This is a genomic window from Mycobacterium paraense, assembly GCF_002101815.1.
In the GTDB taxonomy this organism is placed as follows: Bacteria; Actinomycetota; Actinomycetes; order Mycobacteriales; family Mycobacteriaceae; genus Mycobacterium; species Mycobacterium paraense.
Genome location: NZ_LQPM01000010.1, coordinates 363,763 through 386,184 on the forward strand (window position 1 = coordinate 363,763; position 22,422 = coordinate 386,184).

Consider the following 22,422-nt stretch of genomic DNA (forward strand, 5'->3'; position numbering starts at 1 on the left):
CACTAGGGCCCAATCTGTTTGGCGAACTTGACATCCCGGATTGATCCGGCGGGCAGCGACAGGCCGTCGGCGACGTTCACGGTGACGACGACACCGTAGGAGGCCTCCAGCAGCCGCAGGCGCTGCAGGCCGGGGCTGGCCTCGAAGACGTCCCGCATCGCGTGCGGGGCCCCGACCGCGAGGATCTGGTAGGGGCTGCTGGTCGGGTTGTTGTCGACGAGGATCGCCCCGCCGGCCTGCCGGATGGTCACGTTCGGCCCGATCCGCACGCCACCGACCGAGATGGCTTCGGCGCCGCTGGCCCACAGCGAGTTGACGACCAGCTGCAGATCGCGGTCCAGGATGATCTGCCTGCTGCCGCTGACGCGCTGCTTGGACACGTCGGAAAGGTTCGGCCCCGCACCGGGATCCGTCACGGTCACCGTCAGGCCGGGGCCGATGACCGCGGTGCTGGCCGCCGCCAGGCTGAGCGCGTCGAGACGGTTCAGCAGGCGCTGGCCCTGGGCGTTGTCCGCCAGCGCCCGGCGCTGCACGTCGTCGACCCTCGCCGACAGCGCGCTGCGTTCCTTGCCCAGCCTGGCCGAGGTGGTTTCCTCGGAACGCACGCTTTGCAGCAGCAGCTGCTGCGCGTCGCGCACGCCGGGGGCAACCGAGCGGGCCTGGGCGACCGCGGCGGCGAATACCGCGGCGATCAACAGCGCCGCCAGCGCCTCCCACAGCCAGCCGAAGACCCGGTCCCGCCCGCTGGGCGCCGCGTCGTCGCCGCGCCGGGCGGCGGCCGCGGCGTACCCCGGATCGAGGTGCTCGGACAGCAGCGCGCGCAGCAGCGAGGGAACCGGGATCAGCTGCGGCCGGGCCGCCGCGTGGGCGCTGCGGCCGGCGTTCGGGTCATAGCCGCCGAGCAGGCGGTCGGGTTCAGCCACGCTCACCCGCCTTCGGCGCGACCGGTTGGGGGGCAGGGCGTTTCAGCTTGGGCATGCGGCGCACCACCAAGGCCATCTGCACCGCGTACAACACGAACGCCCACAGGTAGGAGTACAGGCCCCACCCCAAAAAGCCCCAACCGCAGGCCCTCAGCACCCGGCTCCACTCCGCGCCGCCGGTTCCCAGCAGGACCAACGGGAAGCCGGACATCAACGCGAACGTCGCGGCCTTGCCGATGTAGGTCACCGGCAACGCCGACAGCCCGCGGCTGCGCAGCAGCGGCAGCGTGGCCGCGAGCAGGCCGTCGCGCACCAGCAGCGTGATGACGAACCACCAGGGCACGATGCCGTCGACCGCGAGGACGATCGGGACGGTCACCATGTAGAGGCGGTCCACCGCGGGGTCCAGCAGGACGCCGAGCCGGGAGGACTGGTTGAGCGTCCGGGCGATCTTGCCGTCGGCCCAGTCCGAGGCCCCGCTGAACATCAGGATGGCCACCGCCCAGCCGTTGGCGTGCGCGAACAGCAGGACGTAGATGAAGACCGGGATGAGCACCAGGCGGATGGCGCTCAGGGCGTTGGGCACTGTCAGCACCCGATCGGGCGGAAGCACCTGCTCCATGAGCCGTGACATTAGTCGAACGCCGGGCCCGAAGCCGACCGCGGAGGCGGCGGCCGGACGGGTCGCCGCCATCGACCTAGCGGAACACCCCGGGCAGGCTCAGCGTGGACAGCGTGTCATCCGAGAGCGGGTTGTCGTTGACCATGTAGGTCCACGTCGACGTCGGCCGTGCCAGCTTGGACAGGTCCAGACCCGGCTCCTCCTCCAGCACGTTCGCGGTCTCGAACGTCTGCTGGGCGGCCTCGATGGCGTCGGCGGCCAGCGACGCGAAGGCGTCGACCGCGAGCCGGTGGAATTCGTCGAGCGGATTCTGCCGGCCCAGCGCGCGCAGGTGGATGCTCTCGCGGATGTCGGCCAGGTAGGCCAGATGATCCGCCCAGCCCCGGTCGAGGTGATACAGCATGATCAGCCGGCAGATCTTCTCGAGGCCCTCCTCGGAGATTTCCTTGGACAGCTCCTCGTACCGGTCCGGCGCCAGCTCCGCGAGTTCCTCGCGCGCGGTTGCGGTGCGCAGCAACGTGTTTCGCCGATCGACGATGATGGCACGCTGCTGGGCGATCAGTTGGTTGTAGCGCCAGGTGTTGGCGTGCACGTCCAGCATCCGGCCCTCGGCGACCCGCTGCGCGTGGTCGAGCATCCCCGCCGCCTTGGGGCTGACGATCCGGCCGTCCTCGTCGGTCTGCATCGGCAGCTTGTTGTGGTCGAGGTTGGCGGCGACGACGTCGTCCTCCCAGCTCGAGAAGAACACCGACGAACCCGGATCGCCCTGGCGCCCGGCGCGGCCGCGCAGCTGGTTGTCGAGCCGCTCGGTGTGATGGCGGCCGGTGCCGACCACGTGCAGCCCGCCCAGCTCGGCCACCCGGTCGTGGTCGGCCTCGTCGGACCCGCCGAGGCGGATGTCGGTGCCGCGCCCGGCCATCTGGGTGGACACCGTGACCGTGCCGTACTCGCCGGCCTCGGCGATCACCTTGGCCTCCTCGGCGTCGTTCTTCGCGTTGAGCACCACCGCCGGCACGCCGCGGCGCAGCAGCCGCTCGTGCAGCTCCTCGGACTCGGCCACGTCGCGGGTGCCGACCAGCACCGGCTGCCCCGTCTCGTGCACCTCGGCGATGTGCGCGACGATCGCGTCGTTCTTGGCGGCCGCGGTGATGTAGACGCGGTCGGACTCGTCCTCGCGAATGTTGGGCTCATTAGGCGGGATTGGCGACACCCCGAGCTTGTAGAACTGGCGCAGCTGCTCCCCGGCGGCCAGCGCCGTGCCGGTCATGCCGCACACGGTGGCGTAGCGGTTGATCAACGCCTGCACCGTGATCGTGTCGAGCACCTCGCCGGTCTCGGTGGTCTCGATGCCCTCCTTCGCCTCGACGGCCGCCTGCAGGCCGTCCGGCCAGCGCTGCAGTTGCGCGATGCGGCCGCGCGCGGAGTTGATCAGGTGCACCGCGTCGTCGCGCACGATGTAGTGCACGTCGCGCTGCAACAGCACGTGCGCGTGCAGCGCCACGTTGACCTCCGTCAGCGTGGTGCCGACGTGTTCCTCGGAGTACAGGTCGATGCCGCCGAGCGCCTTTTCCACCTTGCGGGCCCCGACGTCGGTCAGGTGGACGTTGCGGCTGTCGGCGTCGGTGGCAAAGTATTCGTCAGCGTCGCTGCCGCTCACGAGTTCGCCGACCAGCTTGATGATCTCGAGCCGCGGGGTCTCGCGGTGCGTGGTGCCGGCCAGCACCAGTGGCACCAGCGCCTCGTCGACCAGCACCGAGTCGGCCTCGTCGATCAGGGCGACGTCGGGGTTGGGCGAGACCAGGTCCTCGACGTCGGTCACCAGCTGGTCGCGCAGCACGTCGAAGCCGATCTCGTTGACCGAGGCGTAGGTGACGTCGCAGCCGTAGGCGGCGCGGCGCTCCTCGCTCGTCGAGTCCGCGGTGATCCAGCCGACCGTCAGCCCCATGGCCTCGAGCAGCGGGCCCATCCACTCCGCGTCGCGGCGGGCCAGGTAGTCGTTGATGGTCACCACGTGCACGTGCCGCCCGGCCAGCGCGTAGCCGGCGGCCGCGATCGCCCCGGACAGGGTTTTGCCCTCGCCGGTGGCCATCTCGATCACGTCGCCGGCCAGCATCCGCAGCGCGCCCAGGAGCTGCACGTCGAACGGCCGCAGCCCGGTCGTCCGCTCGGCCGCCTCCCGGGCGATCGCGAGGAACTGCGGGATGTCGCTGGACTCGGCGAGGTCGTCGAGTTTGAGCAGCCCGGTCGCCTTGCGCAGCTTCTCGTCGCTGAGGTCGGCGGCTTCCTTGTCGTACTCCGCGGAGGCGGTGACGTCCGTCAGCGACCGGCTGCGGTTCTTTTCGGTGCTGGCGCCCAGCAGCCGCCAGAACCGGCTACTCAGGCGTCCGGGTTGGGTCCGGGTGGTCTTTGACACAGGTCAACGGTACGCGAGCCCGCACCCGCGCGAGCGCGGTCGTGCCCCCGTCAGGCCAGGTTCGACCGGCGTGGATAGGCGACGGCCGGGTCGGTGAGCACGTTGACGACGGCCGGTGAGCCGCTGGCGAAGGCGCGTTCCAGCGCGGGCCGCAGCTCGGCGGGCGCGGAGACCAGCTCGCCGTGGCAGCCGAGGGCTTGCACCACCTCGTGGTAGCGGGTGCCGGGCCGCAACTCCGCCACCACCGAGTAGCCGTACAGCGCCTCCATGGGGTGCTTTTCGAGGGCCCAGATCCCGTTGTTGCCGATCACGGACACCACCGGCACGTTGTGCCGCGCCAGGGTGTCCCACTCCATGCCGCTGAACCCGAACGCGCCGTCGCCCTGCAGCAGCACGACCTGACGGTCGGGCCGGGCGAGCTTGGCGGCCAGCGCATAGCCGGGACCCGAACCCAGGCAGCCGAACGGGCCGCTGTCCAGCCAGCAGCCCGGCAGGTAGCTGTCGATCACCCGGCCGGCGTAGGACCCGAAGTCGCCGGCGTCGATGACGACGATGGCGTCGCGGTCCAGCAGAGGGGCCAACTCCGCGTACACCCGCATGGGATGCAACGGGACCCGCTCGTCGGCGAGCTCGGCTTTTTCCTGGGCGCGCGCCGCCGTCTCGGCCGCGCGCAGTTCGTCGACCCACTCATGGTGGCCGGCCTCGCCGGCGGTCAGGGCGGCCAGGATCGAGGTGAGGTCGCCGTACAGCCCGGCCGCGACGGGGCGCGGATGCTCGCGGCCGGGTTCGGCGCGGTCGGCCACGACGAGCTGGGTCTCGTCGCCGAAGACCTTCCCGAAGCCCAGCCGGAAATCCATTGGCACGCCGACGATCAGCGCGACGTCGGCCTCCCCCAGCGCTTTGGCCCGGACCCGCGAAAACGCCATCGGGTGGTCGGCGGGCACGACGCCGCGGGCCATCCCGTTCATCAGCACCGGGATCTGTCGTTCCTCGGCCAGGCGCAGCAGCGCCGCCTCCGCGTGCCCCCACCACACGTTGGTGCCCGCCATGATCACCGGCCGCTTCGCGCCGGCCAGCAGGCCGGCCGCGCGGTCCAGCGCCTGGCCGTCCGGGGCCGGGCCCGGCGGCAGCGTGGTCAGGGCGCCCGGCGAGCCGTCGTCCTCCGACATCGAAAAGGCGTGATCCATCGGGAAGTCGACGAACGCCACCCCGGACGGGGCGCCCACGACCGCCCGCAACGCTTCGTCGACCAACCGGCCGGCGTCCGCGGCCGACTGCGCGGTCGCGGCGAATCGCGCCAGCGGGGCCACGAACGGCACATGGTCGATCTCCTGCAGCGAGCCCATGCCCCAGCGCAGCGCGGGCGCCCGGCCCCCCAGGACCACCAAGGGCGACTGGTTCTGCTGGGCCGCCGCCATCGCGCTCATTCCGTTGGTGACACCGGGCCCGGCGGTCAGGGCGGCCACGCCCGGCTGCCTCGTCACTTTCGACCAGCCTTCGGCGGCGAAGGTCGCGGTCTGCTCGTGCCGGGTGTCGATCAGCCGGATACCCTCGTCACGGCACCCGTCGTAGATGGAAAACAGGTGACCGCCCGACAACGTGAAGACGGTGTCGACGCCGCTGGCTTTGAGCCGCCGCGCGATGAGACGGCCGGCGTGCAATGTTTGTGTGGGGATGGCGTCGGTGCTCATTACCGCAGCCTATCCAGATCCTTCGGGTACCTTCGCCGAAGGATTTTTGTTGAGCACGGGCTGGACACCTCGGCCGTAAGGAGACCTCGACCATGGGCCCAAAGCCGTTCAAGCCGTCGATCGACTGGTCGACGGCACCCATGGATTCGCTGCGCTGGATCGCGATCGCCTGGGCGATCGGGGCGGTGTGCCTGCTGGCCGTGCTCGTCGCGTTCCGGTTTCTGACGCCGTGGGGCCGGCAGTTCTGGCGGATCACCCGCGGGTATTTCGTCGGCCCGGCGAGCATCAAGGTGTGGCTGATGCTCGGGGTGCTGTTGCTGTCGGTGCTGACGTCGGTGCGCCTCACGGTGTTGCTCAGCTATCAGGGCAACGACCTCTACACCGGGGTGCAGAAAGCCGTCCAGGGCATCGCCGCGGACGACGACAACGTCAAACAGTCCGGGATTCACGGCTTTTGGATGTCGATCGCGATCTTCTCCGTGCTGGCGACGCTGTATGTCATCCGGTTCATGATCGACATCTACCTGACACAGCGGTTCATCATCGCCTGGCGCATCTGGCTGACCTCCCACCTCACCGATGACTGGCTGGGCGGCAAGGCCTACTACCGGGATCTGTTCATCGACAACACCATCGACAACCCGGACCAGCGCATCCAGCAGGACATCGACATCTTCACCGCCAACGCCGGGGGCACCCCGAACATCCCGTCCAATGGGACGGGCAGCACGTTGCTGTTCGGGGCCGTCAACGCGGTGGCGTCGGTCATCTCGTTCGCGGCGATCCTGTGGCAGCTGTCGGGCGACCTCGAGCTGTTCGGCTTGGTGGTGCCGCGCGCGATGTTCTGGACGGTCCTCGTCTACGTGCTGGTGGCCACCGTGGTCGCGGTCTGGCTGGGCCATCCGCTGATCCAGCTGAGCTTCAACAACGAGAAGCTCAACGCCGCGTTCCGTTATGCCCTGGTGCGGTTGCGCGACGCCGCCGAGGCGGTGGGCTTCTACCGCGGTGAACGGGTCGAGCGCGCCCAGCTGTGGCGGCGCTTCACGCCGATCATCGCCAACTACCGCAAGTTCGTGCGCCGGACCATCATCTTCAACGGATGGAACTGGTCGGTGTCCCAGGTGATCGTCCCGCTGCCCTGGGTGATCCAGGCGCCCCGGCTGTTCGCGGGGCGGATCGACTTCGGCGATGTCGGCCAGAGCGCGACGGCCTTTGGCAACATTCAGGATTCGCTGTCGTTCTTCCGCAACAACTACGACGCGTTCGCGGCCTTTCGGGCGGCGATCATCCGGCTGCACGGGCTGGTCGACGCCAACAGCCAGGGCCGCGCGCTGCCGACGATCCTGGTCAAGCCGAGCGAGGAGGCGACGGTCGAGCTCCGCGGGGTCGAGGTGCGCACGCCGGCCGGCGACCAGCTGATCGATCCGCTCGATGTGGCGCTGGACGAGGGTGACGCGCTGGTGATCACCGGGCGCTCCGGCGCCGGCAAGACCACGCTGCTGCGCAGCCTGGCCGAACTGTGGCCCTACGCCTCGGGGACGCTCTGCCGGCCCGACGGCGACAACGCGACGATGTTCCTGTCGCAGTTGCCCTACGTGCCGCTGGGCAACCTGCGCACCGTCGTGTGCTACCCGAATTCGCCGGACGCCGTGCCCGACGATGCGCTCCGCGATGTCTTGACCAAAGTGGTTCTCGCTCCGCTGATCGACCGGCTCGACGAGGAGCAGGACTGGGCCAAGGTGCTATCCCCCGGCGAGCAGCAGCGGGTCGCGTTCGCGCGCATCCTGCTCACCAAGCCGAAGGCCGTCTTCCTCGACGAGGCCACCTCGGCGCTGGACGAGGGACTCGAGTTCGCGCTCTATCAGCTGGTGCGCTCCGAATTGCCGGACACCGTCCTGGTCAGCGTGAGCCACCGGCCCACCGTCGAACAGCACCACGACCAACAGCTGCACCTGCTCGGCGGCGGCGAATGGCGGCTGGGCCCGGTGCAAAAGGAACCCGCGCCGGTTTAACAGTTGCGGCCGCGAGGCTGTAAATCCGCAGAGGTTTACTCGGACTTTCGCTGCGAAATTACCGGCTCGCTGCGCGGCTCCGATTACCCCGCGGCACTTTGCGCCGCGTGCGCCCCGGCGCGGCGGCCGAAGAACGATCCCTCCCCCAGCTGCGTGCCGCTGGCGTACCCCTTGCCGTCCTGGGCGATGTTGGAGGCGCACGCCCCCACCGCGTACAGGCCGGGCACCGCCGAGCCGTCCTCGCGCAGCACCTGGCCGTCCACGGAGGTGGCCAGCCCGCCGACGGTGAAACCGGCGTACATCGCCTTGCCCAACGACATGTCGAACGCCCCCCACGGCCCCTTGTCTTGCGGCGCAAGGAATTCCGGTTGCTTGTGGAAGTCCGGGTCCTCGCCGCGCGCGGCATGGGTGTTGTAGCGGTCCAGCGTCGCGACCAGGTTGCCTTGCGGGATGCCGAGAGCGGCTTCCATCTCGGCGACGGTCTCCCAGCCGTCGATCAGCGGCACCAGCGGCATCTTGGGGTGCTCCAGGTGCGCCTCGTCGACGATCAAGAACGCCGCGCTGTCCGGCTGATCCATGATGAAGCCGGCGGTCCGGGAGTGGTAGGAGTCCTCGGCGACGAACCGCCGACCGAGCTTGTTCACGATGATCCCGGTCAGCAGGATCGACGGCGGGTACGGCGGGGCCGTGATGAAGATTTGGTCCATGTGCTGGGTGGCGCCGCCGGCCGATTCGCCCATCCGGATGCCCAGGCCGTCGTCGTAGGTGTTGCCGAGCACGAACGGCTTCTCCCCCAGCTTCGGGGTGTACTTGGCTACCATCTCCGGGTTCATCACGAAGCCCCCGGCAGCGATGATCACCGACTTTGCCTTGATCGCACCGGTGTCGGTGAAGTGCTTCCACGCGACGCCGGTCACCGCGCCGGAATCGTCCACGACGAGCTGGCTGGCCCCCGTCTCGTAGCGGATCTGCACGCCGAGGCTCGCGGCGCGCTTGAGGAGCAGATCGATCACCATGCTGGCACCGCCGGTGTCGCCCGGTACGGGCACCTTGTGGCCGCGCGGCGCCGGCACGGCCTTCTCCAGGAAGGGCCACACCTTCTCGTTGCCGGTGAACATCAGGCCCTCGGTGTTGGGCTGGATCACCGCCTTGCCCGGAAAGTAGCTGCGCTCGAACTGAAAGCCCAAGTCTTCCAGCCAATTGAAGTGCTCGACGCTGCCCTCGCAGTACGCGCGGATCTTGGCGTGGTCCGGCTGCCGCGACACCGCGACCAGGTACTTGTACATCTCCTCTGGCGAATCGGGATGCCCGGTCGCCTGCTGGACGGCGGTCCCGCCGCCGAGGTAAAAGTGGCCTCCCGCAAGGGAAGTGGTGCCACCCGCCGCGGCCGCACGCTCGAGCACCAGCACCCGCGCGCCGGCGGCGGCCGCACTGACCGCCGCGCAGCCACCACCGATGCCGAAGCCGATCACCACCACATCGACCTCGTCCGACCACGACGCCACGGTGTCCGCCTTGATCGTCGTCGGGATCTCGGTGCTCATCGGCGCCACTCCTCTCCCCCGCGAGCGGGAGGTACCCCCACATCGCTGCGTCCCCCTCGCCGCTTCGCGGCTGGGGGTGCCCCCACTGCATCGTCGCCGGCGCGACTCATCGCTGCTCCCCTTTGATGTAGTCGTAGAAGGCCCTCATCTCGGGCGCGATGTAGGCGATTTCCAGGAACGGCACCCCCGCCTGCGGCGCCGACACGTAGGCAAATCGGATGCCGCCGGCCATCACACCCTGCTGCACGACCGGCGCTCCTTGGCCGGCGGCCTCGGCCAACGCCTCGTCGAACTGTTCGGGGCTCGCCGCCTCCACGCAGATGTGGTGCAACCCCGCCCCCGATTGGGCGAGGAAGTCACTATAGATGTTCTCCCCGCGGACCGGTTGGATCAGCTCCAACTGCATGTCTCCGAGGTAGCTCAGGGAGATGCTGGCGACGAAATCGGCCGGCTTGCCAAGGTAGCTGCACGTCTCCGGAGCAAAGTGCACGTCGGGTATGCGCACCCACTTCCGAACGCCTAACAGGCCGGTGAGGGCCGTTTCGGTGGCGTCCAGGTCCGGGGTGACCCACGCGATCTGCGTCGGAGTTTGAGGAGGAGGGGTCATCGTCTCGCAGGATAGCCCAGGGCGGCGCGAGCCAGAAAGACCCGGGCGAGACTTTGCCGTGACGCGCCGCCCCGGCCCCGTAACGGGGCGATGAACACGTTCTAATTCCGGCGGGTCAATGCTGGGTCAACACGTCGACCAGCAGCCGCAGCTGGGTGTCGAACACCGCCGACGGGTCGGTCAAGGTATCGGCGCCGTATTGCCCGAACACCTCGAGGCTGATGGCGCCGAGCACGCCGGCCCACAGCAAAAAGCACTTGGCGATGACCTGGTCGTCGCCCGGAAACCCGAACTCGTGGCGAATGCGTTCGAAGTCCGACGACATCGGTTGTGGCGCAAGGTCATTCGTCAAGCGGATGTCTCCGGTGGTGATTCCCGCGGCGACGGCGTCGAAAATGGCTCCCACGACGCGGGTGCCGGCCGGGACCGTGCGCTCGGCCGGTGCGTGATACCCGGGGACCGGGCTGCCGTAGAGCAGCGCCCATTGGGCCGGATGGGCGACGGCCCACCGCCGCGCCGCCCGCGCGATCGCGATGACGTCGTCGCTCCACAGGTAACCCGCCGTCTCGCGGGCGCGGTCCACGGCATCGGCGAGGTCGGAATAGGCGTCGATCAACAGCAAGGTCAGCAACTCGTCGCGGCTGGACACGTACCGGTACACGGCCGAGGACACCATGCCCAGATCGCGGGCGATGGCCCGCACCGACAGCCCCGCCGCACCGCGATCCACCAGCTGGCGACGGCCCAGTTCGACGATCCGCGCCTCGATCTGCTCCCGCGACTCCTGGCGCTTGCCCACCTGGCCAGTCTCGCACAATCGAGATCACTGCTCTTGCTTTTGGCCGGGTGCTGTGGCAGCGTGTCGGGCAATGAGAGCACCGCTCTCGCGATGCTTGGAGAGGACACACCATGGCCACGCGCTACGAAGAACCGAACCGGGTGGCCCGCGCCGCCAACACCGTGATCCGCTGGCTCGCCGAGCTGGGAATCAGCATCGCCGGGACGCGGGCGCTGCGCGTCCGCGGCCGCAAGAGCGGAAAGCCGCGGGCGGTGGTGATCAACCTGTTGACCGTCGACGGCGTCGACTACCTCGTCTCACCGCGGGGGAACACCCAGTGGGCGCGCAACGTCAGGGCCGCGGGCGTCGTCGAGGTCGGCCCCCGCTGGCGCAGGCGACGCGCCCGGGTCAGCGAGGTCGAGGATGCCACCAAGCCCGACGTGCTGAGGCGCTATCTGGCTCGCTGGTACTGGCAGGTCAAGGACTACGTCGGCGGGCTGACGCCGGATTCCACCGACGAGCAGCTGCTCGCCGGCGCGCCGGCGATCCCGGTGTTCGTGCTCGACCCCGCCGGCTAGGGGCGCGTCAGCGCGGGTTGGGCGTCGACCCGAGGTCCTGGCGGACCTGGTCGGAGGCGGCCCGCCACGACACCGCCGCGGGCAGGTCTCCCCACATGCTGTTGAAGATCCCGACGATCTCGCCCGGGCCGCCGTTGGGCGCCAGGTACACCGGTCCCCCGGAATCGCCCCGCTGGCTCTGGACGCCGTGCGACATGGTGAACCAGCCATTGTTCACGCTTTCCACCGTCCCGCACGTCTCACCCGTGATGACGCCGAAGTGGCACACCGCTTCGCCCGGCTGCAGCGTGGCGGCCGGGTTGGATTCCAGCGGACGCCCGCCCGGCAGGACGTTGTTCGCCGACACCCCGCTATCCAGCACGATCGCCTCGTAGTCGTTGATCACCTGATCGGTGGCCACGGTGGTGCCGCTGGGCGTGTTGTCGCGGAACGTGGCGAGCCGGCCGATGGCGTTGTGGTCGCGGTCGTAAACGACCCCGCTGCCCCGGCAATGCCCGGCGGTGAATGCGATCTTCAGCGCCGGGTCGACGTAGCCCAGCGTGCAGACGCGGTTGTCCTGATGGATCTCCATCCCGGGAAACACCACCGGGTCCGCCTTGGCGGGCACCGGCGGCAGCCCCCATGCCAGGGCCGCTACGGAAGCCGACGCGGCGAGTGCGCGCATTACCAGGCGGTGCACCATGAGCCCCCATCCGTCCGTGAAAAATGCCGATTCGAAGGGTGACGTTACGACTTCGTCTCACCCCTCGCTGATCTTTTCGCACGTGGCGGGGCTGGCGTTACCTCGGCGTGACCAGCGGCACAGCGTCGGCCGGTGCGCCCGTCGTGCGGGGCGCCCACCCCGGGGGGCCGAACACGAAGCCCAGCCGGTCACGCAGGCGCTTCGCCGATCGCCAGTCGCGGGCGATGGCGACGTATTCGTAGGTCTGCAGCTTCCAGATGTTGAACGTGTCGACCTGCTTGGTGAGGCCGTAATGGGGGCGGAACAGCTCGGGCTGGAAGCTGCCGAACAGCCGGTCCCAAATGATGAGGATCCCGCCGTAGTTCTTGTCCAGGTACACCTGGTCCATGCCGTGGTGCACCCGGTGGTGCGACGGGGTGTTGAAGACGAATTCAATGGGCCGCGGCAGCTTGTCGATGCGCTCGGTGTGGATCCAGAACTGGTAGATCAGGTTCAGCGACCAGCTGAAGTACACCATCCAGGGAGGCAGCCCCAGCAGCGGCAAGGGCGCCCACATCAGGACCTCGCCGCTGTTGTTCCACTTCTGGCGCACCGCCGTGGCGAGGTTGTAGTACTGGCTGGAGTGGTGGGCCTGGTGCGTCGCCCAGACCAGCCGGACCCGGTGGGCCATGCGGTGGTAGCCGTAGTACAGCAGGTCGACGCCGATGAGCGCGACGACCCAGGTGTACCACTTGGCCGGCGAAAGGTGCCACGGCGCCAGGTAGGCGTAGATCGCCGAATAACCCAGCAGGGCCAGGGCCTTCCAGCCGGCGCTGGTGGCTATCGAGACCAGGCCCATCGAGACGCTGGTCCAGGAGTCGCGGGTCAGATACGCGCCCGACGGTGCCCGCGGCGCGCCCGACTCCGGCGCCTCGATGTGGTGCAGCCTACGGGCCGCGGTCCACTCGATGGTCAGCAACAACAGGAAAAACGGAATGGCGAACAGCACCGGGTCGCGCAGCTGCGGTGGCAGCGCGAACCAGAACCCGGTGACAGCATGCACACGGATAGATTACGTCCATCGACCAACGCCGGTAACGGCGCGTACCAAAGAGGTGTTGAGCAGGTGACCGCAGTGCTGGTGATCGGCGCCGGGTTCGCGGGGTTGTGGGCGGCCCTGGGCGCCGCACGGCGCCTCGACGAGCTCGGCGTGCCGCCGGGCACGATCGACGTCACCGTGTTGAGCGCCCAGCCCTACCACGACATCCGGGTGCGCAACTACGAGAGCGACTTGAGCGCCTGCCGGATCCCGCTCGCCGACCTCCTCGATCCCGTCGGCGTAGCGCACGTCGCCACCGAAATGACCGCCATCGATACCGGCGCCCGCTCGGTCACCACATCGGGCGGCGTGGCGTTCGGCTATGACCGGCTGGTGCTCGCGTCGGGCAGCCACGTGCTCAAACCCGACATACCGGGCCTGCGGGAGCTCGGCTTCGACGTCGACACCCACGATGGGGCGCTGGCGCTGCGGCGCCACCTGCGCGAGCTCGCCGACGGCGAGCCGACCCCGGCGGCCGCCACCGTCGTCGTGGTGGGGGCCGGGCTGACCGGCGTCGAGGCGGCCTGCGAGCTGCCGAAGCGGCTGCGCGCCTTGTTCTCTCGCACCACCGTCAGCCCGCGGGTGATTTTGGTCGACCGCAACCCCGCGGTGGGATCCGACATGGGCGCCTCGGCGCGTCCGGTGATCGAGGAAGCCTTGTCGCGCAACGGCGTTGAGACCCGGACGGCGGTCGGTGTCACGGAGGTCACCCGGCGCGGGGTGTCGCTGTCCTCGGGCGAACGGCTCGAGGCGGCCACCGTGGTGTGGTGCGCGGGGATGCGGGCCAGCTCGCTGACCGAGCAGCTGCCGGTGCCGCGCGACCGGCTGGGCCGGGTGGCGGTCGACGACTACCTGCGGGTGGTCGGCGTGCCCTCGGTCTTCGCCGCCGGCGACGTGGCCGCGGCCCGCATGGACGACCAGCACCTGTCGGTGATGTCGTGTCAACACGGGCGACCGATGGGCCGCTACGCCGGCTACAACGTCATCAGCGAGTTGCTCGGCGAGCCGATGCTGGCCCTTCGAATACCTTGGTACGTCACGGTTCTCGACCTGGGTGCGGCCGGCGCCGTCTACACCGAAGGGTGGGACCGGGAGGTGGTTTCGACGGGCGCGAAGGCCAAGGCCACCAAGCAGACGATCAATACCCGCCGGATCTACCCACCGCTGACCGGCGACCGCGCCGAGCTGCTGGCGGCCGCCGCACCGGAGTTGCAGGCCCGCCCCTGATCGGGTCAGTCGGCCTGCGCGTGGTCGCCGGCGTACCAGTGCACCGCCCGCACTCCCGGCTGTAGTGACAGTTCCGCGACCAGGCGCTCCAGCTTCGCCGGGGTGTGGCCGTCCATGAGCAGATGCGCGGTCAACGTGATCTCGTCGTCGTCGGCGGGCCCGGTGTGGACGCCGCGCAGCGTCATGTCGTTGCTGCTGGCGTGCTGCACGATCTGCGCGCGGGCGTACTTCTCTGTTTTGGGCCGGCAAATCACCTGTACGAGGAAGGGTTGCAGGTCTTCGTCTTCCTCGTCGGTGTTGTCGCGGTCGATCAGGCGACCGAGGGGGCGCCCGAACAGGTGAATGGCGATGACGGTGCCGGTGCCGATCAGCGTGAAGATCAGGTGCCCCGAGGCGGCCAGCACACCGATGGCGGCCGAGCACCACAGCGTGGCCGCGGTGTTGAGCCCGCGGACGTTGACGCCCTCGCGCAGAATCACCCCGCCGCCCAGGAATCCGATGCCGGACACCACATACGACGCGACCCGCGTCGGGCTGCTGTCCTCGGTGGCGACCGCGTACAGCACGAACAGCGTCGCTCCCGCGGCGACCAGCGCGTTTGTGCGCAGCCCGGCGCGGCGGGCCCGCCATTGCCGCTCCAGGCCGATCAAGGCGCCGCAACCCACCCCGGCGGCAAGGCGTAGGGCGAAGTCCGCGACGGTCAACGTCTGCATGGCCGCGCCCTCCTTCCCCGCCCGCGCCCCGGTCGGCGGCAGCTAACCACGCGCAGGTGAACAGCAGGTGGACCGGGGCCAATCCGGTTGCCGCGCGGCCACCTTCAGGAAACGATGGCTACGCCTTGGACAGTTGCTGGGGGCAATAGAACTTCGCGGCGATCATCGCGAAGTTCGACGCGTTCTCCATGTCCATCCCGGGGTTGTGGGTCTTGACGTCGTGGACGAGCTCCAGCCCCGATTCGCCGTTGTTCAGGCAGGTGCACACCGCCTTGCCCGACGTGACCGCCGCGTCCGGGCTGGAATAGTGGATTCCGACCTGCTGCAACGCGGCGAGGAATCCCCCGTCGTCACCCTCCGGCGGCGAAGGCGGGTCGGCGTACGCCGGCGCGGCGAAGCCGATCGCGGCCGCGGCGCCAATGGCTGCCAGGAGCAGTCTCATCTTCCTCACTCTCTCAATCACATTGCGCCCTAACTCATTTGCGCATTCGAGGGCAGGATTTGCGGCTTGTCGCCCTTTCTCAGGTGCACCGCGTGAATCCCGGGTTTCTTCGACAGTTGCTCGAGCAGGTCGTCGAGACCCTCTTGATCGACGTTGTGGTGCTGCACGCTTTCCGGCTTCTCGGATATCTGCGCCACCAGACGCTTAAGGTGCTCGGGCGAGCCGGGGTCTTTGAGCTCCTTGAGGGGCTTGACGCGCCCCCGAACGCCGGCGCCGCCGACCACCGTGGGGGCCCCGGCGCCCAGCGCGCTGCCAAGCATTCCCGCCACCGACATGGAGGTGAGCAGGCCCCCCTCGCCGAGCGCGGCCGCCGGCACCGCGTCGGGCCCGGCGGCCGACAGCGCGGCGGCCACCGTCCTGATGGCCGGCGTGGCCGTGGCCCAGCTCGGCGGGACCGACAGCTTCCCGACCAGCGTGCCGGCGTTGCCCATGGCTCCCGATACCGAGTTGAACAGCGTGCCGCGGCCAAAGTTAGCCGCCCCGAGTCCGGCTCCCAGCGCGTCTCTCGGCAGCCCGCCCGCCGCGGCCGCGTGCGGAGCGAACTTGAGGAACTGCGACGCGGGCAGGTTGATCAGCAATCCGATGTCGTTGAACCCGGTGGTGAAGCCGAGCGGGGTCTTGATGGCGTTGTAGAGGGCGGTGTACGTCGATGCACCGCTTGAGCCGAACAGCGAGTTCACCAAGCCGTTCATCGTGCTCGTGTAGTCGCTGCTGAGATTGGCCAGCGTCTGCAGCACCGGGTTGGCCGTTGTGAGCGGCTCGGCCGCCGCCGACACGAGTGAGCCCACGCTGCCGGCCGGCGTGGCGGCGGCTTGGGTAACCGCGGCGGCCTGGCTGGCCAGCCCGCCGGTGTTCGTGATCTGGGGGGCCTCGCTAAACGGCGTCACGCTGGAGGCGGCCGCCGACGAACTGGCGTACGTGTCCATCGCCACGGCGTCTTGGGCCCACATCTCGGCGTACTGGATCTCCGTCGCCGCGATCGCGGCGGTGTTCTGCCCGAAGACGTTGGTTGCTACCAGCGACGCCAGCTGGCTGCGATTGGCGGCGATTTCCTCCGGCGGCACGTGGGCCGCAAAGGCCGTCTCATAGGCGGTCGCCGCCGCGGTGGCCTGGCTTGCGGCTTCGGCCGCCTGCGCGGCAGTGCCCTGCATCCAGCTCAGGTAAGGCGTGACGGCCGCAGCCATGCTCACCGACGACGGGCCTACCCACGCGCCGCTGGTGAGCGCGTCGATCACCGACGAATACGAGGACACGGTGGACTGCAATTCGCTGGCGAGCCCCTCCCAGGCCGCCGCGGCCGCCCGCATCGACGCGGAGCCGGGGCCGGAGTACATCCGGCCCGAGTTGAACTCCGGCGGAAACGCTGCATAGAACATGTTCAGTCCCCTTGCCTGGTTGTGGTCACGGCCGTCAGTCCTCCAGGGCGGGAATGACGATGATGGTGGCCGTGCCGGCGTCCGCCGCGACCACCCCGCCCAGCGAACCGGCCGCGCTGCCGCCGGTGGAGCCGACCCCGGCCGCGGCCACCGCCCGCCCTGCCAGGCTGGACAGGGCCATTTGGCTGAAAACGCCTTCTTCACCGACGAGTGAGGCGGCCGGCGCGGCCGCGTCGGCCGGCAGCACTTGCGCGAGCGTTCTGATCGCCGGGGCGGCCTGGGTCCAGCCCTGGGGCACCGACATGCTCCCGACGAGCGCCGCCTTACCCATTGCTCCGGACGGTGCTCCGCCAACCGCCGCGCTCAGGTGCGTGGTCGCGCCGCTGGCCAGCGGCGCCAGCGCCCCGGTGATGGGTTTGACGGTATTGAATGCCGCGAGGCCCTGCCCGTTCTGCGCGTAGGAGTAGACCTGGCCGAACGAAAGGAACGGACCGCCGGGTATGGACGTCAAGCCCTGTAGGGAGTACGGCCCGGAGGCAACGGTCGACATGATTGTGTTCCAGTTCGCCAGGTCGGTGGAGAGCCCAGCCGGCAGGGAAGCGTTGGCCAATTGGGGCAATGAAAGGCCCGACAACAGGTTGGTCGACCCCGTCGTGGGTGAGTTCAGCAACCCGGTGCCGAGGCTTTGCAGCGCGGTCGGCAGCGAGTTGACCAGCTGGGACAGTTGCGCGCCGATGTTCAGGCCGCTCGCGCCGCTGGACTGGGAAACGGCGGCCGCCTGCGCGGCCGGTGCGGCATCGCTGGTGGTCTGCGGCGGCTCGGTGAACGGCGTCAGCGTCGATGCGCTCGCCGACGAGGCCGCATAGGCATACATGGCGGCGGCATCCTGGGCCCACATCTCGGCGTACTGGGCCTCGGTGGCCGCGATAGCCGGGGTGTTCTGCCCCAGGAAATTGGTGGCGATCAACGTCATCAGCAATGCCCGATTGGCCGCGATCACCGGCGGCGGCACCGTGGCCGCAAACGCCGTCTCGTACGCGCCTGCGGCCAGCTTGGCCTGGGTGGCCGCCTCTTCGGCCTGGGCGCCCGTCGCGCTCATCCATGCCACGTACGGGGCGGCCGCGGCCGCCATCGCGATGGACGACGGCCCCGTCCAGGGTCCGGCCGCCAGGCCCTGGATCGTCGAGCCGTAGGCGGCCGCGGTCGACTGCAACTCAGTCGCCAATTCGTCCCAGGCCGCCGCGGCTGCGAGCATCGGCCCCGCCCCGGCGCCGACATACATCCGGCCGGAGTTGATCTCCGGTGGTAGCGCCCCGAAATCGAACATCTATGCCCTCCGGTCCCCTCGGTGGCCGCCATGGTAGGTGCGGCTCGGTAGCTCCGGCCGCAACCGCCCCGTAGCTCTAATGGAATCCATGGAATCCGTCGCCGGATCCATCGATCGATACAACGTGTTTGAAGACAACAGACACCGTTCCGCTAAATGTAAATCGCTTAGGCGCGCAACTGCCGCGCCGTCAGGCCCCGCTGCCCAAGGTCAGGATCATCGTGAGGGAAATGTATTTGTCGCGGGTTCCTGGCATGTAAGGCTAACGTAAAAACTATGTCTCACGATGTCACTATCGCTGTGAGTACGCTGCCCGTCAGCTAATCCATCGCTGTGCTGAAAGCGTTGTGCAGCAGGTTAGTAGCGAGCACTCAGCAACCTTTCAGAATGCGGCGCTAACTTTTCATGCCTGCGCAATTGAGCCGCGCCCATCGGCGCTGGAAGTGGCGTCATCAATAACCGCGGAGGATGCGCGTTGCTATTGCACTTTCGCCAAATTGCTTAATGGCGAATGCGACATTATTTTGCGGGAAACGCCGCATTTGCGTTCGCCAATATGTGTCCTGAGTATCGCCGGTGCGGGGTTCGCTATTCACGCCGAAGTGCCAATTACGCCCCACCGGAGCCGGTGGCGCCGCCGTCGTCGCTTGGGTTGCTGCCCGCGGTCGCCGCCGTTTGCCCGGAGGCCTCGGCATCGCCGAATGGTTGGTTGATCGTCATGTGCTGCTCCCCTGAATTTCACCCAGCGTACGTATCGATCCCTGCCATACCACTGATTAGCTGCTGAAAGTTTTCTGTGAGCAGGCGCAGGCCGTTCGTGGTGCTAGCGGACCCGTACAGCGCGTGCTCGCGTGCGCTCGGGGTTTCCGGCGGGTTGCGGAAACCTCAATGCACCGATCGGCCGACTGTGAGGTGGCGTAAAGTGCCGGCCGCTCTCCGCTATCCCGCGGCGGGTGGGCGCGAGACGAACGTCGGGCGGAAGCCGTACTGCGGGACGGCGCGCCCGTACGGTTGTGCGCTCGCAGTCCCGATCGGCATGCCCGGCATGCCCGCCGCCATGGCCGGCGGCGGCACCATGGGCGTGCCACCGAATGGCGACGCCAGCGGGCCGGCAAGCGGCGCGGGCGCGGTCCAGCTCGGCGGCACCGACATCGCGCCGATCATCGGGGCGCGGCCCAGGCCGGCCGAAACGGCGTTGCCGAGACCGCCGACCGCGCCGACCGGTCCGGCCACGGCGTCGCCGACCGCGCCGCCGACCTCCGTGGCCGCGTCCGAAGCGGCGTTGCCCGCGGCCTGGCCCGCCAGCCCGAGGAACGGGGCGATGGTGTTGCTGGGCATGTAGAACCCGGACGAGAACACGGTGTTCCACACGTTGGCGTCGGGCCCCCACTCTGCCCAGAGGTTGTCGAGCGCCGGCGATCCCGACCCGGACCCGGTCAGCAGTCCCACGATCTCCGACGCCGGCGACGACGACGCCGGCGACGACAGCCCCTGCAGCGTCGCGGGCAGCGCCGACATCAGCTGCGACAGCGTGCTCTGCTGGGTGCCGGCCGGAGCGGCGACGGCCTGGGCCACCGCGGTCGACTGCGCGGCCACCCCGCCGGGGTTGGTGGTCTGCCCCGGCTCGGTGAACTGGCTCAGCTGCGAGGCGACCGCCGAGGAGGCGGCATAGGCGTACATCGCCACGGCGTCCTGGGCCCACATCTCGGCGTACTGCGCCTCGGTGGCCGCGATCGCCGGGGTGTTCTGGCCCAGGATGTTGGTGGCGATCAGCGCCATCAGCTGGGCGCGGTTGGCGGCGATCACCGGTGGCGGCACCGTGGCGGCGAACGCCGCCTCATAGGCCGCGGCGGCGGCCTCGGCCTGGGCGGCCGCCTGCTGCGCTTGCTCTGCCGTCGCGTCCAACCAGGCAACGTACGGCGCCGCGGCCGCCGCCATGGACGCCGACGCCGGGCCGTGCCACTCCTCGCCGGTCAGCGCCGCCAGCACCGAGCCGTAAGACGTTGCGGCGGAGCGCATTTCGGCGGCCAACCCATGCCAGCCCGACGCGGCGGCCAGCATCGGCCCCGAACCCGCCCCGGAGTACATCCGGCCGGAGTTGACCTCGGGAGGAAGTGTCGCGAAGTCCAGTGCCAGGGTCATTGCCGGCCTCCCTCCCGGCTAGCTGCGATCAGTGTGTGGGCGCCGAATCGTGTTGCAGTCAAGGACGATACGCGCGCATCGAAAAAAGACATCGGAGTTCTCCTCACGAAAAGGAACCGATCCCCGGCGTGTCTGTCAGTGCTGGCTACTCTGCGCGCATGCCAAAGCCGCTGTCCGCCAAGCGGACGCATGCGGATGAGGCCTGTCGGGGCGAGCCGTTCAGGCGGTCAGAAAGGGGCCGGGGCCGGATCGAAACGAAATGGTCGATCTGGAATACGGACTATCGTCGGGACTCATTTCGCTCTCACCTCCTCACGGCCTTGGCACACGGGGATGCCGTTTACCTGCGCTGCTTGCACACGGGGAGGAGGGCCAGGACGGAACGCCCGCGGACCCGCACCCCTCTCGTCAGAGCTTTGGCACCGCACGGCGTATCCGGCTCGACTCGAACCGAAAGCCACTTGGGCTCAACCCTTAATCCGGGAGGAGCTGTCCTGACCCTGGGCGTCTTTCGACGTTCGAGGTCAGTGGCCTGTATCCATGCGGACGCCTCACCTAGCGAGGTGCTGCAGAGGCCATGGTGGCACTCGGGTCGTCGGTGAGTCAAGCCAGCTGCCACACGGTTGCAACAATTCACATCGTGGGTGCCGCCTGCTCGCCTTACCCGGCGGCCGGCGGCCGTGGCATCACCGTCACGCGGAACCCGTAGCGCGGGCCGTGGCCGTAGCCACCTCCCGCCGTCGCGGCGGGCATGCCCGGCATGCCCGGCATCGCTCCCGGGCCGGCCTGCACCGCGCCGGCGCTCGGACCCACGGCGTTGGTCCAACCGCCGCCGGCGAACGTCACCCCGGCGTGGTTCGCCACCTGGGCGGCCGCCGTCCAGCCCTGCGGCACGGACAATCGCCCGACCAGCGCCGCCTGGTTCGTGCCCGCCGAAACCACTCCGCTCAGGTCGCCCGCTATGCCCGCCGGGGCGGCCCCCGGCGTCAGCAGCGGCAACCAGCCTGGGTTTCCGGCGCCGGCACCCATCGGCGGTAGTGCGGCGGCCCCGGGCGTTGCGGAGACCGCCACGGCATTGATGTCGGACATCCCGGCGGTGACGGCCGGTTCGATGATGGCGGGGCTCACGTATCCGGCCGATACGAACCCATTGACCAGCGAGGAGTTCAAGAAAGTGCCGATCGCGTTGCCGTCCGCACCGTCCAGGAAATTGAGGATGCCGTCGAGGATCCCCTGCCCCGGGATCGCCGACGCGGGGTTCGCGGCCGCCGAAAGGGGTGACGAGAACCCTTGCAGCGCAGTCGGTATCGCCGACATCAGCTGGTCCATCGTCTGGCTGCCGGTGCCCGCGGCGCTGCCCGTGGCCTGCGCGACCGACGACGCCTGGCCGGCCAGCCCGGCCGGATCGGTGGTCGCCGCGGGTTGATCGAACGGCGTCAGCGTCGACGCGGCCGCCGAGCTTCCCGCGTAGCCATACATCGCCGCCGCATCCTGGGCCCACATTTCGCCGTACTGGGCTTCGGTGGCCGCGATCGCCGCGGTGTTCTGCCCGAGGACGTTGGTCGCGACGAGCGCCACGAGCAGAGCGCGGTTGGCCGCCACCTCCGCCGGCGGCACGGTCATGGCATACGCGGCCTCATAGGCTCCCGCCGCGGCCGCCGCCTGGGCCGAGGCCCGCTGGGCGAGCGCGCCGGTGCTGCTCATCCACCGCACATAGGGAGCGGCCGCGGCCGCCATCGATGCCGAGGCGGGTCCCATCCAGCCTTCGCCGGCGAGCCCCGAAATCACCGATTCGTATGCGGCCGCGGCGGAACCGAGCTCCGCGCCCAGCGCCGCCCAGGCCGTCACCGCGGCCATCATCGGCGCGGAACCGGGCCCGGCGTACATCCGCGCGGAGTTGACTTCCGGTGGTAGCGCTCCGAAATCCATTGCCACCACCTCCCTTAACCCGCCGCGGCGGCGCCGGGGGCGTCGGTGGCCGCCCGTGATTCCCGTTGTGGCACAAAGAAAGACATCGGATTTCTCCTTACAAGAGGGATAGTCCGACCCGGCGGCGCTCGTGGTCGCCAAGGGGGCCTCGGGTGGTGCCGATTCACACGTCGGCGAGCGCGCCGCGACCGGATCGGAAAGGAACGGTCACTGTTTTCCAGCGTTCGATTCGCCCAGGTTGCCCACCTCCTGTCGTGGCCCGGCGCGCGGTTGCCCGA

The 22,422-nt window shown here is 69.3% G+C and carries 18 protein-coding genes, 1 pseudogene and 1 riboswitch; of the genes and pseudogenes, 3 read left to right on the top strand and 16 right to left on the bottom strand.

What is annotated here, in order from left to right; all coding sequences use genetic code 11:
• Positions 1-2: 2 nt before the first annotated feature.
• The 4 genes from AWB89_RS10695 to AWB89_RS10710 all read right to left on the bottom strand — a co-directional run bounded on the left by AWB89_RS10695 (position 3) and on the right by AWB89_RS10710 (position 5,649).
• A complete protein-coding gene (locus AWB89_RS10695; protein ID WP_085173568.1) occupies positions 3-923 on the bottom strand; it encodes a DUF881 domain-containing protein in 921 nt (306 codons plus the stop codon).
• Entirely contained in the window at positions 916-1,545 is a 630-nt protein-coding gene (locus tag AWB89_RS10700) for a CDP-alcohol phosphatidyltransferase family protein (RefSeq protein WP_085173414.1), read from the bottom strand. Before AWB89_RS10700 ends, AWB89_RS10695 begins: the two co-directional genes overlap by 8 nt.
• A gap of 76 nt (positions 1,546-1,621) precedes the next feature.
• Entirely contained in the window at positions 1,622-3,958 is a 2,337-nt protein-coding gene (gene secA2, locus AWB89_RS10705) for an accessory Sec system translocase SecA2 (protein ID WP_085100697.1), read from the bottom strand.
• A gap of 50 nt (positions 3,959-4,008) precedes the next feature.
• The gene (locus AWB89_RS10710; protein WP_085173416.1) at positions 4,009-5,649 is read right to left on the bottom strand and encodes an acetolactate synthase; all 1,641 of its coding nucleotides are present in this window, start codon (positions 5,647-5,649) and stop codon (positions 4,009-4,011) included.
• 92 nt (positions 5,650-5,741) lie between these two features.
• Between AWB89_RS10710 and AWB89_RS10715 the strand changes: the two genes are divergently transcribed.
• Positions 5,742-7,661: a vitamin B12 ABC transporter pemease/ATP-binding protein BacA gene (locus tag AWB89_RS10715; RefSeq protein ID WP_085173418.1), complete on the top strand. Its 1,920-nt coding sequence runs from the start codon at positions 5,742-5,744 to the stop codon at positions 7,659-7,661.
• 83 nt (positions 7,662-7,744) lie between these two features.
• Here AWB89_RS10715 and AWB89_RS10720 read toward each other — a convergent pair whose 3' ends face one another.
• From AWB89_RS10720 to AWB89_RS10730, 4 genes and pseudogenes are all read right to left on the bottom strand, one after another.
• Positions 7,745-9,205, bottom strand: coding sequence for an FAD-binding protein (locus AWB89_RS10720; RefSeq protein ID WP_085173570.1), 1,461 nt, complete (start codon positions 9,203-9,205; stop codon positions 7,745-7,747).
• Between the two features lie 29 nt (positions 9,206-9,234).
• Positions 9,235-9,315 (bottom strand): annotated as a pseudogene (locus AWB89_RS28440) (hypothetical protein); the annotation flags it as partial.
• Positions 9,312-9,812 (bottom strand): VOC family protein, encoded by a 501-nt coding sequence (locus tag AWB89_RS10725; RefSeq protein ID WP_085100706.1) that lies wholly within the window; start codon positions 9,810-9,812, stop codon positions 9,312-9,314. The pseudogene AWB89_RS28440 and the gene AWB89_RS10725, both read right to left, overlap by 4 nt.
• 115 nt (positions 9,813-9,927) lie before the next feature.
• Positions 9,928-10,611: a TetR/AcrR family transcriptional regulator gene (locus tag AWB89_RS10730; RefSeq protein ID WP_206601244.1), complete on the bottom strand. Its 684-nt coding sequence runs from the start codon at positions 10,609-10,611 to the stop codon at positions 9,928-9,930.
• A 110-nt stretch (positions 10,612-10,721) separates the two neighbouring features.
• Here AWB89_RS10730 and AWB89_RS10735 point away from each other — a divergent pair, with 110 nt between their 5' ends.
• Positions 10,722-11,168 carry a nitroreductase family deazaflavin-dependent oxidoreductase gene (locus AWB89_RS10735; RefSeq protein WP_085173422.1) on the top strand — a complete coding sequence of 149 codons (447 nt, stop codon included), beginning with the start codon at positions 10,722-10,724 and terminating at the stop codon, positions 11,166-11,168.
• 7 nt (positions 11,169-11,175) lie between these two features.
• On the opposite strand, the gene AWB89_RS10740 is transcribed toward AWB89_RS10735, so the two are convergent.
• Entirely contained in the window at positions 11,176-11,850 is a 675-nt protein-coding gene (locus AWB89_RS10740; protein WP_085173424.1) for an Rv1815 family serine proteinase, read from the bottom strand.
• 97 nt (positions 11,851-11,947) lie between these two features.
• Positions 11,948-12,892 (bottom strand): sterol desaturase family protein, encoded by a 945-nt coding sequence (locus AWB89_RS10745; RefSeq protein WP_085173426.1) that lies wholly within the window; start codon positions 12,890-12,892, stop codon positions 11,948-11,950.
• A 63-nt stretch (positions 12,893-12,955) separates the two neighbouring features.
• Between AWB89_RS10745 and AWB89_RS10750 the strand changes: the two genes are divergently transcribed.
• Complete coding sequence (locus AWB89_RS10750; protein WP_142282498.1) at positions 12,956-14,155, top strand: NAD(P)/FAD-dependent oxidoreductase; 1,200 nt, start codon at positions 12,956-12,958, stop codon at positions 14,153-14,155.
• Positions 14,156-14,160: 5 nt separating this feature from the next.
• Here AWB89_RS10750 and AWB89_RS10755 read toward each other — a convergent pair whose 3' ends face one another.
• The 6 genes from AWB89_RS10755 to AWB89_RS10785 form a co-directional block, all read right to left on the bottom strand.
• Entirely contained in the window at positions 14,161-14,868 is a 708-nt protein-coding gene (locus tag AWB89_RS10755; protein WP_085100724.1) for an MgtC/SapB family protein, read from the bottom strand.
• 118 nt (positions 14,869-14,986) lie between these two features.
• Positions 14,987-15,310 carry a DUF732 domain-containing protein gene (locus tag AWB89_RS10760; protein WP_085173431.1) on the bottom strand — a complete coding sequence of 108 codons (324 nt, stop codon included), beginning with the start codon at positions 15,308-15,310 and terminating at the stop codon, positions 14,987-14,989.
• 29 nt (positions 15,311-15,339) lie between these two features.
• Positions 15,340-16,746 carry a PPE family protein gene (locus AWB89_RS10765; protein WP_085173433.1) on the bottom strand — a complete coding sequence of 469 codons (1,407 nt, stop codon included), beginning with the start codon at positions 16,744-16,746 and terminating at the stop codon, positions 15,340-15,342.
• 34 nt (positions 16,747-16,780) lie between these two features.
• Positions 16,781-18,073, bottom strand: a complete 1,293-nt coding sequence (locus tag AWB89_RS10770; protein WP_085173435.1) for a PPE family protein — start codon at positions 18,071-18,073, stop codon at positions 16,781-16,783.
• A 939-nt stretch (positions 18,074-19,012) separates the two neighbouring features.
• Positions 19,013-20,215: a PPE family protein gene (locus AWB89_RS10775; RefSeq protein ID WP_085173437.1), complete on the bottom strand. Its 1,203-nt coding sequence runs from the start codon at positions 20,213-20,215 to the stop codon at positions 19,013-19,015.
• A gap of 393 nt (positions 20,216-20,608) precedes the next feature.
• A riboswitch (M-box (ykoK) riboswitch) is annotated at positions 20,609-20,785 on the bottom strand.
• A 90-nt stretch (positions 20,786-20,875) separates the two neighbouring features.
• Positions 20,876-22,144, bottom strand: a complete 1,269-nt coding sequence (locus AWB89_RS10785) for a PPE family protein (RefSeq protein ID WP_085173572.1) — start codon at positions 22,142-22,144, stop codon at positions 20,876-20,878.
• Between the last annotated feature and the right edge of the window lie 278 nt (positions 22,145-22,422).